At 55.9% G+C, this 13,794-nt stretch carries 12 protein-coding genes; 4 read left to right on the top strand and 8 right to left on the bottom strand.

Translation table 11 applies throughout. The features are described from left to right. Positions 1–21 precede the first annotated feature (21 nt). The 6 genes from rmf to rlmKL all read right to left on the bottom strand — a co-directional run bounded on the left by rmf (position 22) and on the right by rlmKL (position 7,947). Positions 22–189: a ribosome modulation factor gene (rmf, locus tag AC3WS9_RS14180; RefSeq protein ID WP_100780687.1), complete on the bottom strand. Its 168-nt coding sequence runs from the start codon at positions 187–189 to the stop codon at positions 22–24. A 254-nt stretch (positions 190–443) separates the two neighbouring features. Further along, positions 444–1,010 carry a membrane integrity-associated transporter subunit PqiC gene (gene pqiC, locus AC3WS9_RS14185; protein ID WP_095281474.1) on the bottom strand — a complete coding sequence of 189 codons (567 nt, stop codon included), beginning with the start codon at positions 1,008–1,010 and terminating at the stop codon, positions 444–446. Beyond that, complete coding sequence (gene pqiB / locus AC3WS9_RS14190; RefSeq protein WP_282492405.1) at positions 1,007–2,647, bottom strand: intermembrane transport protein PqiB; 1,641 nt, start codon at positions 2,645–2,647, stop codon at positions 1,007–1,009. Before pqiB ends, pqiC begins: the two co-directional genes overlap by 4 nt. A 4-nt stretch (positions 2,648–2,651) precedes the next feature. Next, on the bottom strand, positions 2,652–3,905 hold the full coding sequence (gene pqiA, locus AC3WS9_RS14195; RefSeq protein WP_492488958.1) for a membrane integrity-associated transporter subunit PqiA: 1,254 nt from the start codon (positions 3,903–3,905) through the stop codon (positions 2,652–2,654). A 13-nt stretch (positions 3,906–3,918) separates the two neighbouring features. Further along, positions 3,919–5,826, bottom strand: coding sequence for an ABC transporter ATP-binding protein (locus AC3WS9_RS14200; protein ID WP_282492403.1), 1,908 nt, complete (start codon positions 5,824–5,826; stop codon positions 3,919–3,921). Positions 5,827–5,838: 12 nt separating this feature from the next. Continuing rightward, on the bottom strand, positions 5,839–7,947 hold the full coding sequence (gene rlmKL, locus AC3WS9_RS14205) for a bifunctional 23S rRNA (guanine(2069)-N(7))-methyltransferase RlmK/23S rRNA (guanine(2445)-N(2))-methyltransferase RlmL (RefSeq protein WP_492488960.1): 2,109 nt from the start codon (positions 7,945–7,947) through the stop codon (positions 5,839–5,841). 103 nt (positions 7,948–8,050) lie between these two features. On the opposite strand from rlmKL, the gene AC3WS9_RS14210 reads away from it, so the two are divergent. After that, positions 8,051–9,163 carry a YcbX family protein gene (locus AC3WS9_RS14210; RefSeq protein ID WP_492488962.1) on the top strand — a complete coding sequence of 371 codons (1,113 nt, stop codon included), beginning with the start codon at positions 8,051–8,053 and terminating at the stop codon, positions 9,161–9,163. Here the strand turns inward: AC3WS9_RS14210 and zapC are convergent. Both zapC and pyrD read right to left on the bottom strand, forming a co-directional pair. After that, positions 9,160–9,702 (bottom strand): cell division protein ZapC, encoded by a 543-nt coding sequence (zapC, locus tag AC3WS9_RS14215; protein ID WP_095281468.1) that lies wholly within the window; start codon positions 9,700–9,702, stop codon positions 9,160–9,162. The genes AC3WS9_RS14210 and zapC overlap by 4 nt on opposite strands. A gap of 166 nt (positions 9,703–9,868) precedes the next feature. Further along, the gene (pyrD, locus tag AC3WS9_RS14220) at positions 9,869–10,879 is read right to left on the bottom strand and encodes a quinone-dependent dihydroorotate dehydrogenase (protein ID WP_285145409.1); all 1,011 of its coding nucleotides are present in this window, start codon (positions 10,877–10,879) and stop codon (positions 9,869–9,871) included. Between the two features lie 247 nt (positions 10,880–11,126). On the opposite strand from pyrD, the gene ssuE reads away from it, so the two are divergent. Genes ssuE through ssuD form a run of 3 tightly spaced genes read left to right on the top strand, consistent with a single transcriptional unit; the run spans position 11,127 to position 13,787 of the window. Further along, complete coding sequence (gene ssuE / locus AC3WS9_RS14225; protein WP_282492398.1) at positions 11,127–11,702, top strand: NADPH-dependent FMN reductase; 576 nt, start codon at positions 11,127–11,129, stop codon at positions 11,700–11,702. Then, entirely contained in the window at positions 11,695–12,645 is a 951-nt protein-coding gene (locus AC3WS9_RS14230) for a sulfonate ABC transporter substrate-binding protein (protein ID WP_285149160.1), read from the top strand. Before ssuE ends, AC3WS9_RS14230 begins: the two co-directional genes overlap by 8 nt. After that, positions 12,642–13,787, top strand: coding sequence for an FMNH2-dependent alkanesulfonate monooxygenase (gene ssuD, locus AC3WS9_RS14235; RefSeq protein ID WP_282492396.1), 1,146 nt, complete (start codon positions 12,642–12,644; stop codon positions 13,785–13,787). Before AC3WS9_RS14230 ends, ssuD begins: the two co-directional genes overlap by 4 nt. Positions 13,788–13,794: the final 7 nt, after the last annotated feature.

The raw sequence follows: 13,794 nt of genomic DNA on the forward strand, positions 1-13,794 counted from the left end.
TCTGTTTTTAAAGAGACGTTATCAAGCAAGAAGTACCCTGTCTCCGATGGCTTCTCGCCAGCCTCCCAGCCATTGTGACCTTTGATTTATCGTCTGATAAGGACACATTTCTTTAGAGCGTCCAGCGATGCCAGCCTGATAACCACGTTGATGAGCCCTTTCCAGGCGATCTCGTTTCTGTCTCTTCATGCCTCGTTTCCCTCATTCTTTGGTCTGGTGGAAAGAAAACAGTGTATGCAAAACGTGCAAACACAGATAACGAATAACCCGAATCTCCCTCAGCGTCAATGCGCAAAATTCACGCCAGTGTCATATTTGTGAGCTACACAGAAGATCATTTGTACAAAAATTGTGAGCTGGCACAAGTAACAGCCTGAACAAAAACCGAAAAAAAAGCCGCCATCAGCGAAACGCGGATGGCGGCTTTCAGTGATGAATTTTACTTATGGCAGACGAGAAATCTCCTGCGCGATGCTGGCCGATTCCTGGGCCCAGCCCTGCGCCAGCACTTTCACCATCTCGTCATAACCGTCCTGCTGCTGTTTCAGCTCCAGGTGGAACGGACGCTTAATCAGCTGTCCCTGATGGTTCAGCAGCCACTCACCGCTGATCACCACCTTCCCATCGTAACGACCATGGAAACCCGTCACGTTGACGTTGAGGGTGTCCTGATCGCTGCCCAGAGGCTGAGAGGCCACTACCCAGCCCGGAAGCTGGCTGCTCAGGTTCGCCACCAGCGTATTACGTAATTGCTGGTCCAGCGGGCTGGCCCACAGATTGTTATTCGCAATCACGTACTGCACTTCGCTGGTCTGATACACCACGCCGTTTCCGGCGAGGGAATCAGGGATGGTCACCTGCTCAACCCACAGCAGACGATGCCCCTGGCTGGCGGTGCTTTGCCCGCCCGTCTGCGCTCCCAGCGGCAGCTGGTAGTAGCTCTTGGTGTCACTTCCTGAACTGCAGGCTGTTAAAACCAGTGCTCCGACGATTAATAGCCACTTTTTCATTCTTTTGCCCTCTTCGGCTCAGGATCTTTTTTGTCCTTGGCTTCAAATACCAGCGCGTTGCTCTTCTCATTCAGCGTTTTCAGAACTGGCTGCAGTTCACGCAGGACCTGATCCAGGCGCTGCATATCCGCCACCATCTTGTTGTACGCCGCCGAGCCAGGCTGGAAGCCCTGCATGCTGCGGTTCAGCTCGCGCAACGTTTTCTGCATATCCTGCGGAAGCTGCTGCATCGACTGGTTAGCCGTAATTTTATTGATATTATCCAGCGTGGTTTGCAGACGACGCATCGTGGCCTGGCTTTCGGTCAGGCTGTTGGTCGCTTGCTCAAGCATTGGATTCAACGGTAGATTGTTAATCTTATCCAGGGTTTCCATCAGACGCTGTTGGATCTGCGCCAGGCCGCTGCTGACGGTCGGGATAATCGTGTATCCGCCAAACTCGCGCGCACCGGTCATCGCCGGGGCTTTCGGATAGAAGTCCATATCCACATACAGCGCGCCCGTCACCAGGTTGCCGGTTTTCAGCGAGCCGCGTAATCCGCGATTCATCAGCTGATTTATATGTTCCCCGATATCCTGATCCTTACCGATCTGGGCCAGCAAGCGCTCAGGCTCAATGCGGATCAGCACCGGAATGCGATAGTCATCATCCAGCACCTGATGCAGGCCCGGTACGAAGTACGGTACCTGACCGACGGTACCCAGACGAATACCGCGGAACTCGACCGGCGCACCAGGCTGCAGGCCACGAACCGAATCTTTAAAGAACATCAGGTAGTCGACGTGATCCGTATAGAGCGCATCCTGAATGCTTTTCTGATCGTCGAACAGTCTGAACGCGGTTTTTGGCGCGACCGGCTGACCCAGATCCATCCCTTCCGGCACATCAAAGCTCACCCCGCCACCGAACAGCGTGGTCAGCGATCCCATCTCAACGCGCATGCCCGCCGACGTCAGATCCACCGCAATGCCGCTGTCTTTCCAGAAGCGCACGTTGTTGGTGACCAGGCGATCGTTTGGCGCATTGATAAACAGCTGATAGCTGATGGCGCGTTTTTGCGCATCAAAGGTGCTGGTTTCAACGGAGCCTACGCGATAACCACGGAACAGCACCGGATCGCCCGGGCTGAGCTGCCCTGCTTTCTTACTGTCGAGGGTGACACGAATACCTTTCGCATCGGGTGGCGCCAGAGGCGGAGCATCAAGCAGCTGATAGTTTCCGGGCTGGCTGCCTTTCGATCCCGGCTGCAGCTCAATGTAAGCGCCGGAAAGCAACGTCCCCAGACCACTGATCCCTTCCCGTCCGACCTGCGGTTTGACCACCCAGAAGACGGAATCACCATGTAACAGCTTTTCCATCCCTGAGTGCAGACGTGCTTTGATCTCAACGTGCGTCAAATCGTCCGTCAGAGTTGCGCTCTCGACCACACCCACATCCACGCTACGGCTCTTAATGGTGGTTTTCCCCCCTTCAATGCCCTCCGCGTTGGTGGTGATCAGCGTCACTTCCGGCCCCTGATGGCTGTAATGATAAAACAGGATCCAGGCTCCGATCAGCGCGGTGACGATGGGGAAGATCCACACCGGCGACCAGTTCTTGACCTTCTGCACTTTCGCCTCTCCACTCTTATTTTCCATGCTCTCACTCTTCCTCATGGCTTGACTCTGGCTCTCGATCCCAGGATAAACGCGGATCAAAAGTCAGGGCCGCAAACATCGTCATCACAACGACCAGCGCAAACATCAGCGCGCCCATAGCGGGATAAATACTCATCAGTCCTCCCATGCGCACCAGCGCGGAGAGGACGGCAATCACAAACACGTCGATCATTGACCAGCGGCCAACAAATTCGACGACTTCATAAATCAGATGCATGCGTTCACTGTCGCGTTTCCCGTGCCCTTTGGCATCCCAGCACAGCCATGCAATCGCGATCATTTTTAAGGTCGGAACCATGATACTGGCGATAAAGATCACCATAGCGACCGGATACGAACCTTCGCCCCACAGCAAAACCACACCGGCGAGGATCGTAGAGGGCATTTTGTCCCCCAGCAGATCCGTAATCATGATCGGTAAAATGTTGGCGGGTAGATACAGCATGATCGACGTGACCAATAACGCCATCGTCCATTGCAGACTGTTTTTACGCCGCACATGTCCTTTTGTCCCGCAGCGCGGACACACCTCGTGGTCAGCAGGCAAAATCGCGGTACAGCAGGAACAGGAGCGTAATCCCTGGCGAATCCCCGGTACGCCCACTTTTACCGTCTGACTAAGCGTGGGCGCAGACGCGATATCATCCCAGGCCCAGCGGCGGTCCACGCACTGGAAGGCGCGCAGTTGCAGGATGCAGTACAGGCACCAGGGGATAAAACTGCTGCCGATCCCGACGTCGCCGTAGGCCATCAGCTTCACGAAGCTGACCAGAATGCCCGCCAGGAAAATCTCCGCCATTCCCCAGCTTTTCAGCTGGAAAAGCACCCTGGCCAGCATGATTTTCACGCTGTCGGGCATTCGGACGCGGTTGACCAGCAGCAGGATCACCACCAGACAAAACGCCGGAACGATTTGCACGAAAAGGAGGAAGAAGGTGCCAAGACTGGCGTAATCTTCCGAGAACATGACGCCGGGAATTTCCAGCAAATTCACTTCGCTGGTCATCCCGCCGACTTTCATATAGATGAACGGAAAAAGATTAGAGAGCAGCAGCATAAAGAGTGCCGCGAGCGCATATGCAGTAGGACGCGCACGAGGCGCGTCCCACTCTGTTGTCAGCGTTGCCCCGCAGCGGGGGCAAGTTGCTTTATGTCCGTGATCCAGCTCAGGAAGCGCCACGAGCATATCGCATTGCGAGCATAGAATATGCCGGTCGGCATGGTGCTGATCACACATCGGGTATCCCTGTTTATGCGCCGTTTTTGAGAGCCTCAAGGTACTCCCAGCGCTCAAATGCTTCTTCCAGCGCTTTTTCAGCCTGGGAAAGCTCCGCCAATATTTTCTGAGTATAGTCGTGTGGCTGGCTAAAGAAGGAGGCATCAGCAACCTGAGCCTGCAATGTGCCCAGATTCGCTTCCAGCTCTTCCAGACGTTGCGGCAACCCTTCCAGTTCGCGCTGCAGGTTATAGCTCATTTTGACCGTCGATTTTTTGACAGTTTCTGCTTTTGCGACAGGAGTTTGCGATCCAGTTTTGGATTTTGACTGTTTAGTCGCCAAAGATTGCGCCTGCTGCCCGCGCGCATCCTGATAGCCGCCGACATATTGACCAATCCGGCCTTCACCTTCGAAAATCCAGCACTCGGTCACGGTGTTATCCACAAACTGACGGTCGTGGCTGACCAGCATCACGGTGCCCTGATAGCCGTCGATCAGCTCTTCCAGCAGTTCCAGAGTTTCGACATCCAGATCGTTGGTCGGTTCATCGAGAATCAATAAGTTACTTGGCTTCAGGAACAGACGCGCCAGCAGCAGGCGGTTACGTTCCCCGCCGGACAACGCGCGAACCGGCGTCATGGCGCGTTTCGGATGGAACAGGAAGTCCTGCAGGTAGCCCAGCACGTGGCGCGGTTTACCGTTGACCATCACCTCTTGCTTACCTTCCGCCAGGTTGTCCATCACGGTTCTGTCCGGATCCAGCTCAGTACGGTGCTGGTCGAAATAGGCCACTTCCAGTTTAGTCCCGCAGTGAACGCGACCGCTGTCAGCCTGCAGCTGGCCGAGCATCAGTTTCAGCAGCGTGGATTTACCACAGCCGTTCGGGCCAATCAGGGCGATTTTGTCGCCACGCTGAACCTGAGCGGAGAAATCGGTCACCAGCACTTTGCCGTCGATCTGGTAATTGACGTTTTCCATTTCGAAGACAATCTTGCCGGAGCGAGACGCTTCTTCAACCTGCATCTTCGCGCTGCCCATCACTTCGCGGCGCTCGCTGCGTTCGTTACGCATCGCTTTCAGGGCGCGCACGCGGCCTTCGTTACGGGTACGACGCGCTTTGATGCCCTGACGAATCCAGACCTCTTCCTGCGCCAGCTTACGGTCGAACTCGGCGTTTTGCAGCTCTTCGACGCGTAGGTTTTCTTCTTTCTCCAGCAGATAGGTGTCGTAATCGCCCGGATAAGTGACCAGCTTGCCGCGGTCGAGATCGACAATGCGGGTCGCCATGTTGCGGATAAACGAACGGTCGTGGGAGATAAAGATAATGGTGCCGTTGAAGGTTTTCAGGAACCCTTCCAGCCAGTCGATGGTTTCGATGTCCAGGTGGTTCGTCGGCTCATCGAGCAGCAGTACTTTTGGCCCGCAGACCAGCGCGCGACCGAGCGCCGCTTTACGCAGCCAGCCGCCCGACAGGGACGCCAGCGCCATATCGGCTTCAAGACCAAGCTGCTCCAGCACTTCATTGATGCGATCTTCCAGCTGCCACAGACCGTGGTGATCCAGCAGGTCCTGCAGACGCGCCATCTCGTTGAGATTTTTTTCGCTCGGATCGGTCATCACCAGGTGCGAGATATCGTGATAGCCCTTCAGATACTCGGCCTGCTCGGAGATCCCTTCGGCGACAAAATCGTAGACGCTGCCCGCCACGTTGCGCGGTGGATCCTGTTGCAGACGCGACACGATCAGATCCTGCTCGTAAACGATACGACCATCGTCCAGACCCTGCTCACGGTTGAGGATCTTCATCAGCGTGGATTTACCCGCGCCGTTACGGCCGACCAGACAGACGCGTTCGTTGTCTTCGATGTGCAGTTCTGTATCGTCGAGAAGTGGCGCATCGCTGAAGGACAGCCATGCGCCGTGCATGCTAATTAATGACATTTATATTTCCTTTCAGACTGCGGTAATCAACCAGCAGTTGTGAATTTGACGGTTACGGGCGAAGTCCTGAGACAGCGTTTTTTGGCTGATTTCTTGTGCTTGCAGCCCCAGTTTTTCCAGCCCGTCATTGTCCATGCGGAAGCCGCGTTTGTTGTTCGAGAACATAATGGTGCCGCCTTTACGCAGCAGACGTTTCAGGTCGGTCATTAGACGCAGGTGATCGCGCTGAACGTCGAAGGAGTCTTCCATACGTTTCGAGTTAGAGAAAGTCGGCGGATCGATGAAGATCAAATCGAACTGCTCGTCCGTATCCCGCAGCCAGCCCAGCACGTCCGCTTGCATCAGGCGATGCTGACGCCCGGTCAGGCCGTTGAGACGCAGGTTGCGCTCTGCCCACTCCAGATAGGTACGCGACATATCGACGGTAGTGGTGCTGCGCGCACCGCCCAAACCCGCATGAACGCTGGCGCTACCGGTATAGGCGAACAGGTTGAGGAAGTCTTTCCCTTTGCTCATCTGGCCCAGCATACGACGCGCGATACGGTGGTCGAGGAACAGACCGGTGTCGAGGTAATCCGTCAGGTTGACCCACAGGCGCGCGTTGTACTCGCCCACTTCGATAAAGTCGCCCTTATCGCCCATCTTCTGATACTGATTGGTCCCTTTCTGGCGCTCGCGGGTTTTCAGGATCAGTTTGTTCGGGGCGATGCCCAGCACGCCAATGGTCGCAGCAATGATATCCAGCAAACGCTGACGCGCTTTTTGCGCATCGATAGTTTTCGGCGCGGCGTATTCCTGCACCACCACCCAGTCCGCGTAACGGTCAACCGCCACGTTATATTCCGGCAGATCGGCATCGTAAATGCGATAGCATTCGATACCTTCCTGTTTCGCCCACTTTTCGAATTTCTTCAGATTCTTACGCAGACGGTTGGCGTAATCTTCCGCCACCGTAGACGGTTTGCTGTCGCCGTCTTTCTCGGTCAGATGGTAGTTTTTCTGCACACAGTCCAGCGGGCCGTTTTTGGCTTTGAACTGGCGCTCGGCGCGCAGCTGCAGGCAGCTCAGCAGTTCCGGAGAACCGCTAAACAGCGACAGACTCCAGCCGCCGAACGCGTCTTTCATGGTGCGACCAAACAGGCTATGCAGCGCGATCAGTGCCGGTTCGCTGTCCAGACGCTCGCCGTACGGTGGGTTACTGATCACCGTACCGTACGGGCCTTTCGGCAGTGGATTGGTTAACTGGGCGACGTCTTTCACCTCGAAATCGATCAGTTCGCCGATACCGGCGCGACGGGCGTTGCTGCGCGCGCGTTCAATCACGCGAGCGTCGCTGTCCGAGCCGTAGAAACGGGAGGTGTAGTCTGCCAGGCCTTTACGCGCACGAACCTGCGCTTCGGCTTTAACCTCTTTCCAGAGGGCATCGTCGTGCTGCGCCCAGCCGCTGAAGCCCCACTGTCCGCGGTGCAGACCCGGCGCACGATCCGTCGCCATCATCGCCGCTTCGATCAGCAAAGTACCGGAACCACACATCGGATCGAGCAGCGGCGTGCCCGGCTGCCAGCCGGAACGCATCACGATAGCCGCAGCCAGGTTCTCTTTGATCGGCGCAATACCAGCGCGATCGCGATACCCACGCTGATGCAGACCTTCGCCGCACAGATCCAGGGAGATATGTGCCGTCTCTTTATTGAGCCATACGTTAATGCGCAGATCGGGATTTTCACGATCGACGTTCGGGCGCTCGAGGTTTTTACGCGTAAAGCTGTCCACGATGGCGTCTTTCACTTTCAGCGCGCCGTACTGGCTATTACGGATTTCGTCGTTCAGACCGCTGAAATGCACGGCAAAGGTTGCGCCTGGGGCGAAGATCTCTGTCCAGTCGGTCGCCTGTACGCCGAGGTACAGGTCAAGGTCGCTGTAGACCTTACAGGCACCCAGCGGCAACATAATGCGCGACGCCAGGCGGCTCCACATCAGGCTCTGGTAAATAAGCCGTGTGTCGCCCTCGAAATGGACACCACCCTGAACCACCTGACACTCCAGCGCGCCAAGGCTTTCCAGTTCAGTTTTTAACAGCTCTTCCAGCCCACGGGCCGTACTGGCAAACAGAGAATTCATATCGTCACTTATTACTCGTAGAAAATTGCTGCGCATTATAGCTAATATGTGCGCTATGTCCTAAAGTTGAGGGCTTATTTTAAATCGTTCGAGGGCGTGAACAGTGGCGACGTTATCCAGGCTTTTTATTCATCCGGTCAAATCCATGCGCGGCATTGGCCTGACCCATGCGCTTGCTGACGTCAGCGGCTTCGCCTTTGATCGCATTTTTATGATCACCGAACCGGACGGTACCTTCATCACCGCCCGCCAGTTCCCGCAGATGGTGCGCTTTACTCCTGCTCCGCTTCACGATGGCTTACATCTGACCGCGCCGGATGGGTCCAGCGTGATCGCGCGCTTTAGCGACTTCGCCGCCGTCGATGCGCCCACCGAAGTCTGGGGCAACCATTTTACTGCCCGCGTCGCCCCCGAAGAGATCAACACCTGGCTCAGCGGATTTTTCTCTCGCGCCGTACAGCTGCGCTGGGTCGGACCGGAACTGACGCGTCGCGTGAAGCGTTTCGAAGCCGTTCCCCTCTCCTTTGCCGACGGTTTTCCTTACCTGCTCACCAACGATGCCTCCCTGCGCGATCTGCAAAACCGCTGTTCCGCCAGCGTGCAAATGGAGCAGTTCCGCCCCAACCTGGTGGTGACCGGCGCACAGGCCTGGGAAGAGGACACCTGGAAGGTTATCCGCATTGGCAGCGTGATTTTTGATGTGGCGAAACCCTGCAGCCGCTGCATCTTCACGACTATCAGCCCGGAGAAAGGTCAAAAGCACCCTTCCGGCGAGCCGCTGAAAACGTTGCAATCTTTCCGCACCGCGCAGGATAACGGCGACGTCGATTTTGGCCAGAACCTGATCCCCCGCAGCAGCGGCGTGATCCGCGTGGGTGATGAGATCGAAATTCTGTCAACGGGACCGGCAAGAGTTTACGGTCACGGGCCGGAGGAAGAAGAAGAGGCTGAAGCCATCACTCAGCCGGTGTCGGCGGTGACCATTCAGTGGCAAGGCAAAACGCTGCCGGGAAATAATCAGCAGGTACTGCTGGAACAGCTGGAACAAGCGGGGATCCGCGTGCCTTATTCGTGTCGTGCGGGGATCTGTGGAAGTTGTCGCATCACCCTGGTCGATGGCGAAGTGACGGCGCTGAAGAAATCAGCGGTAAGCGAGGATGGAACCATTCTGTGCTGTAGCTGCATTCCGAAAACGTCTGTGCAGCTAGAGCTTTAAACGGCCTGTTCGAGGCTGAACGAATCCATACGCAGTTGCGGTTTCAGTCGGTCGTTCATCACTTTAATCGCATCACCCAGCTGCATTGTGCGCCCGGCAATCACCACGCCGGGTTGCGCCAGCAGGCACAGGGCGGCATTTTCGCCCGGCTCGACCACCAGCAAACTCACCTCTTCCGAGGTATCACTCAAATTGACGCAGGCCGCATCACCGGTGATCGGCGACCAGGACTGGCCGTGAGCGAGGAAGTGCCAGCTTTTTGGCATCTGCGGTTTCAGGAAGCGGATCGCCACCAGCGCATTGAGCACCAGTTCGGCACGCTGCTCTTTAGAGAGGATCAGATCGCGACATTTCTCTTCAAATGAGAAAAACAGCGCAGCATCGTCAACGCAAAAGCCTGACGGCGCAAACGCATCCGGGGTCAGCATTCGGCGAGCGAAACGAGAGCGAAATAACATGCCATTGGCTAAATCGAGCATCATTCGATCGTGCTCATCGCAAAAATACCAGCGCCAGTTATCGTCAGGTTTTATTCGCATTTTCCTCTCCTTCCCCACAACGTCCTGTTCTTAAAATGTCCGAATTGTCGCTTCGTTTTATAACATCAATAATAAAAGACCATAATGTCTAAATAAGCAACAAAGACGGAATATAAAACAACCAGGGCTGGAAATAAAGCCCTGGTTGTCTGATATGGAGAAAAGATTAGATATGATTAACGATTTCTTTAATCAATTGCGGGCCTTTAAAAATAAAGCCGGAATAGATTTGCACCAGCGACGCACCCGCCGCCATCTTCTCGCGGGCCGCGATGACGGAGTCGATGCCACCCACGCCGATGATCGGTAAGCGACCCTTTAATTCCGCCGACAGCGCGCGAATAATTTCGGTGCTTTTTAATTGTACCGGACGACCGCTTAGGCCACCCATTTGGTCACAGTTTTTCATTCCCTGAACCAGGGAACGATCGAGTGTCGTATTGGTCGCAATAACACCATCAATATTATGGCGAACCAAACTGTCGGCCACCTGGATCAATTCTTCGACAGAAAGATCCGGGGCGATCTTCACCGCGATCGGAACATATTTATGGTGGGTATTCTGCAGCTCATTCTGCTTATTTTTGATCGCACTTAAGAGATCGTCCAGCGCTTCACCATATTGAAGTGTACGCAGGCCTGGGGTATTTGGCGAAGAGATATTAATCGCAATATAACCGGCATAGGCATAGACTTTTTCCATACAAATCAGATAGTCATCTTTCCCCTGTTCCACCGGCGTATCTTTATTTTTGCCGATATTAATCCCGAGCACGCCGTCAAAATGGGCTTTTTTTACGTTCTCTACCAGGTGATCAACACCGTGGTTATTAAAGCCCATCCGGTTGATCAACCCTTCGGCTTCAACCAGGCGGAACAGGCGCGGCTTGTCATTCCCGTCCTGAGGACGTGGCGTCACGGTGCCGACTTCGATGGAGCCGAACCCCATCGCGCCCAGGGCGTCAATGCATTCGCCGTTCTTGTCGAGGCCTGCTGCCAGCCCCAGAGGATTTTTAAACGTCAGGCCCATGCACGAGACAGGTTTTTCCTGCACTTTCTGGCGCACCAGCGCTTCAAGAGGCGTTCCTGTAATGCGGCGTAACTGCTGGAATGTCAATTCATGAGCGCGCTCTGGATCGAGCTGAAAAAGGGCTTTACGAACGAAGGGGTAGTACATGAACTCTCCTGGATTCCGGTGTGCAAACCGGACACGGATTATCAGCGATCGCGCCGGGAAAGGGAATTGACCTGCGGCAAAAAATCCTCGTAAAGCGCAATCGTTTACCTTTCTGCTTCTTTCTTATGCAATTTTCGGCATTTTAATTTCAGATAAATCATTTAGTGGAATAACCCCGCAATGTCACACTCCTGAAAATTGTTATGAATGTTAGATAAAAGCAAACAAATAGTTATAAGGAGCAAACATGCGCGTCATCACGTTGGCCGGAAGTCCGCGTTTCCCTTCACGCTCCAGCGCCCTGCTGGAGTATGCCCGCGAGCAACTCAATTCGCTGAACGTGGAGGTGTGTCACTGGAATCTGCATAACTTTGAGCCTGAAGATCTGCTTTATGCCCGCTTCGACAGCCCGGCGCTGCAGGCGCTGATTGAGCAGCTCAAAGGGGCTGACGGTCTGATTGTCGCGACGCCCATTTATAAAGCGTCGTTTTCGGGCGCACTGAAAACCCTGCTCGATTTGCTGCCTGAGCGTGCCCTGGAGGGAAAAGTGGTGCTTCCGCTGGCCACTGGAGGTACCGTCGCCCACATGCTGGCGGTGGATTACGCCCTCAAGCCGGTTCTGAATGCGCTGAAAGCGCAGGAGATCCTGCACGGCGTGTTTGCGGATGACTCGCAAATTGTCGATTACCAGCACAAGCCGCAGTTCACCCCCAACTTACACCTGCGCCTCGATACCGCGCTGGAAACTTTCTGGCAGGCACTGCATCGCCGCGACGTGCAGGCCCCCGCTTTTGGCCGTCTGAAAGGAGTCGCCCATGTTTAAAACACTTTTGACCGCCCTGGTTGCGGTCTCTGCGCTGGCTCAGGCAGCGGAACCCGCGCCGGAAAGCCTGCGCATCGGCTACCAGAAAGGCAGCGTCAGCATGGTGCTGGCGAAAAGCCATCAGCTGCTGGAGAAGCGCTACCCGAACACCCAATTCTCCTGGGTCGAGTTCCCGGCCGGGCCGCAGATGCTTGAGGCGCTCAACGTTGGCAGCATTGATTTGGGCAGTACCGGCGACATTCCGCCGATTTTTGCGCAAGCTGCAGGCGCTGATCTGGTCTACGTCGGCGTTGAGCCACCGAAGCCGAAAGCGGAAGTGATTCTGGTGCCCGAGAACAGCCCGATCAAAACCGTCGCGGATCTGAAAGGCCATAAAGTCGCGTTCCAGAAAGGTTCCAGTTCGCACAATTTACTTCTACGCGCCCTTCAGCAGGCGGGCCTGTCGTTCAAGGATATTCAGCCCATCTATTTAACGCCGGCGGATGCCCGCGCGGCGTTCCAGCAAAACAATGTCGACGCCTGGGCAATCTGGGACCCGTACTACTCCGCGGCGTTGCTGCAGGGTGGCGTGCGGGTGCTGAAAGATGGTGAAACGCTGAAACAGACCGGTTCGTTCTACCTGGCCGCTCGCCCGTATGCGGAAAAGAACGGTGAATTTGTCCAGGGCGTGTTGAATACCTTTAGCGAGGCGGACGCGCTGACCCAGAGCCAGCGTCAGGAAAGCATCGCCCTGCTCGCCAAAACCATGGGCCTGCCGGAGCCGGTGATCGCCAGCTATCTGGATCATCGCCCAACCACGGTGATCAAACCCGTTGACGCCAAAACCGCCGTCCTGCAGCAGCAGACCGCGGACCTGTTTTACGAGAATCGTCTCGTGCCGAAGAAAATCGATATTCGCGACCGCATCTGGCAACCCTCTGACAAAGAAGGATCGAAATCATGAGTCTGAATCTGTTCTGGTTTTTACCGACCCACGGTGATGGGCATTATCTAGGCACCGAAGAGGGCGCGCGCCCGGTGGACTACGGCTATCTGCAGCAAATCGCGCAGGCCGCCGACAGAATCGGTTTTACCGGCGTGCTGATCCCGACCGGGCGCTCCTGCGAAGATGCATGGCTGGTTGCCGCCTCGATGATTCCGGTCACACAGCGCCTGAAATTCCTGGTGGCCCTGCGCCCAAGCGTGATCTCCCCGACCGTCGCTGCCCGCCAGGCCGCAACGCTCGACCGGCTTTCAAATGGCCGCGCGCTGTTTAACCTGGTGACCGGCAGCGACCCGCAGGAGCTCGCGGGCGACGGCGTGTTCCTCGATCACACGGAACGCTACGAAGCCTCAGCGGAATTCACCCGCGTCTGGAGACGTTTGCTGGAGGGTGAAACCGTCACTTACGAGGGGAAACATATACGCGTTCGCGACGCGAAGCTGCTGTTTGCCCCGGTCCAGCAGCCGCGTCCTCCGCTCTACTTCGGCGGCTCCTCGGATGTGGCGCAGGATCTGGCTGCCGAGCAGGTCGATCTCTATCTGACCTGGGGCGAACCACCGGAACTGGTGAAAGAGAAAATTGAGCAGGTTCGCGCCAAAGCCGCCGCACACGGGCGCAAAGTGCGTTTCGGGATTCGTCTGCACGTCATCGTGCGCGAAACCAACGCCGAGGCCTGGCAGGCTGCCGATCGTCTGATTTCGCACCTTGACGATGAGACTATCGCCAAAGCGCAGGCTGCGCTGGCGAAAACCGATTCCGTGGGCCAGCACCGCATGGCTTCTCTGCATAAAGGAAAGCGGGAGAATCTCGAAATCAGCCCGAACCTGTGGGCGGGCGTAGGCCTGGTTCGCGGCGGAGCGGGTACGGCGCTGGTGGGCGATGGTCCAACGGTGGCGGCGCGGATTAACGAGTATGCGGATCTCGGTATCGACAGCTTTATTTTGTCCGGCTATCCGCATCTGGAAGAGGCGTACAAGGTCGGTGAGTTACTGTTCCCGCACCTGGACGTCGCGATCCCGGAAATCCCGCAGCCGCGCACGCTCCAGCTTCAGGGCGAAGCCGTGGCGAATGAGTTTATCCCGCGAAAAGTCGCGCAGAGCTAACGAGGTC

Source organism: Lelliottia sp. EB106-05-01-XG201 (assembly GCF_058791735.1).

Bases quoted from the DNA above. Each gene is read 5' to 3' on its own strand.
- rmf (WP_100780687.1), bottom strand. From the start codon at position 189: ATGAAGAGACAGAAACGAGATCGCCTGGAAAGGGCTCATCAACGTGGT.
- pqiC (WP_095281474.1), bottom strand. From the start codon at position 1,010: ATGAAAAAGTGGCTATTAATCGTCGGAGCACTGGTTTTAACAGCCTGC.
- pqiB (WP_282492405.1), bottom strand. From the start codon at position 2,647: ATGGAAAATAAGAGTGGAGAGGCGAAAGTGCAGAAGGTCAAGAACTGG.
- pqiA (WP_492488958.1), bottom strand. From the start codon at position 3,905: ATGTGTGATCAGCACCATGCCGACCGGCATATTCTATGCTCGCAATGC.
- AC3WS9_RS14200 (WP_282492403.1), bottom strand. From the start codon at position 5,826: ATGTCATTAATTAGCATGCACGGCGCATGGCTGTCCTTCAGCGATGCG.
- rlmKL (WP_492488960.1), bottom strand. From the start codon at position 7,947: ATGAATTCTCTGTTTGCCAGTACGGCCCGTGGGCTGGAAGAGCTGTTA.
- zapC (WP_095281468.1), bottom strand. From the start codon at position 9,702: ATGCGAATAAAACCTGACGATAACTGGCGCTGGTATTTTTGCGATGAG.
- pyrD (WP_285145409.1), bottom strand. From the start codon at position 10,879: ATGTACTACCCCTTCGTTCGTAAAGCCCTTTTTCAGCTCGATCCAGAG.
- ssuE (WP_282492398.1), top strand. From the start codon at position 11,127: ATGCGCGTCATCACGTTGGCCGGAAGTCCGCGTTTCCCTTCACGCTCC.
- AC3WS9_RS14230 (WP_285149160.1), top strand. From the start codon at position 11,695: ATGTTTAAAACACTTTTGACCGCCCTGGTTGCGGTCTCTGCGCTGGCT.
- ssuD (WP_282492396.1), top strand. From the start codon at position 12,642: ATGAGTCTGAATCTGTTCTGGTTTTTACCGACCCACGGTGATGGGCAT.